Annotated in this window: 1 protein-coding gene; it reads right to left on the reverse strand. The window is 37.6% G+C overall.

From position 1 onward, the window contains the following. Positions 1-1,762, reverse strand: a 1,762-nt coding sequence (locus tag ABS764_RS16205; protein WP_408082837.1) for an MBG domain-containing protein, incomplete at both ends; no start/stop codon positions are given.

A 1,762-nucleotide genomic window follows, 5' to 3' on the forward strand; every position in this document is an offset into this window, starting at 1 on the left:
TATTTTGACTTGTGCTGATCGTATTCAACAGATTTCCTGTAACATTATAAAGCTCAATACGTGCATTTTGCAATCTGTTTGAGCTTACATTAGTAATCAACTGAAAAACAGCATTACTTTTAACAGGGTTCGGGGCAATTTTAATATACTCTTCTTCTAAAGTTGGCGATAAAGTCAACGGACAAGTGGTAATTAACGTCCCATCTGCTTTAGTAGCCACCGCATAATAAGTACCGTTCAAAGGTCCGTTTTCTTTAAAATACTGATTCGTTTGCCCCGGAACTAAAGCTCCATTCTTATACCAGCTGTAAGATATAAAACTCTTAGAGCTATTATCAAAGAAAATAACATCTTCAAATTGTTTTCTAATTAAGTTCGGTTGGCTGTTAACAAGCGGCAAAGTCACTACATCCGCTTGATTGTAATTGTTGTTACCCAGCTGAGAGGCACTAATAGTTACTGAACCATAGCCCAATAAATTCAATGAATTTCCTGAAATTGAAACAAGATTATTATTAGAAGAAGTATAACTTACTGGTAAACCACTACTGGAAGTCGCTGTTAAAACAAGACTGTTTTCTCCGTCACAACCTAAGCCTAAAGTCTGATTCCAAGTAATTAGCTGATCTGCTTTAGTGATACTAAAATTTGAGCTATTATAAGTAATACTATAATTCGCACCAGCGGTCAACGTTCCTTGTGTGATAGCATAAATACCCACATTTTCACCTGTAGTTCTTGATAAAGCACCTGTAAAGGTATCTCCATTAACTAAAGCTGGAGTAACAGCGTAAGTGAAAGTTGGATCAACTGTTCCGTAAACTTTAGTCTTAGAAGCATTAGCAGTTACTGTAATTGGTTTAGCTGTAATAGCAAAATCATTCGTAACATAAGTAATACTATAGTTGTTTCCGGCACTTAAAGTACCTTGCGTTATCCCATAGTTTCCGATGTTTTCTCCGGCATCTCTTGTCAGCGTTCCTGTAAAGGAATCTCCACTTACTAAACTTGGCGAAACGCTGTAAGTAAACGTTGGATCAACTGTTCCGTAAACTTTAGTCTGAGAAGCATCAGCAGTTACCGTAATTGGTTTTGCTGTAATAGCAAAATCATTGGTAACATAAGTAATGCTGTAGTTGTTTCCTGCACTCAAAGTACCTTGTGTGATAGCATAAATACCCACATTTTCACCTGTAGTTCTTGATAAAGCACCTGTAAAGGTATCTCCATTAACTAAAGCTGGAGTAACAGCGTAAGTAAACGTTGGATCAACTGTTCCGTAAACTTTAGTCTGAGAAGCATCAGCAGTTACCGTAATTGGTTTTGCTGTAATAGCAAAATCTTTAGCCACATAAGTAATACTATAATTGTTTCCGGCACTCAAAGTACCTTGCGTTATCGCATAGTTTCCGATGTTTTCTCCGGCATCTCTTGTCAGCGTTCCAGTGAATGAATCTCCACTTACTAAACTTGGTGAAACGCTGTAAGCAAACGTTGGATCAACTGTTCCGTAAACTTTAGTCTGAGAAGCATTTGCAGTTACTGTAATTGGTTTTGCTGTAATAGCAAAATCATTTGAAACATAAGTAATACTGTAGTTGTTTCCTGCACTCAAAGTACCTTGCGTTATCGCATAGTTTCCGATGTTTTCTCCGGCATCTCTTGTTAGCGTTCCTGTGAACGCATCACCACTTACTAAACTTGGTGAAACGCTGTAAGTAAACGTTGGATCAACTGTTCCGTAAACTTTAGTCTGAGAAGC

This window comes from Flavobacterium plantiphilum (assembly GCF_046000495.1).
Classification (GTDB): domain Bacteria; phylum Bacteroidota; class Bacteroidia; order Flavobacteriales; family Flavobacteriaceae; genus Flavobacterium; species Flavobacterium plantiphilum.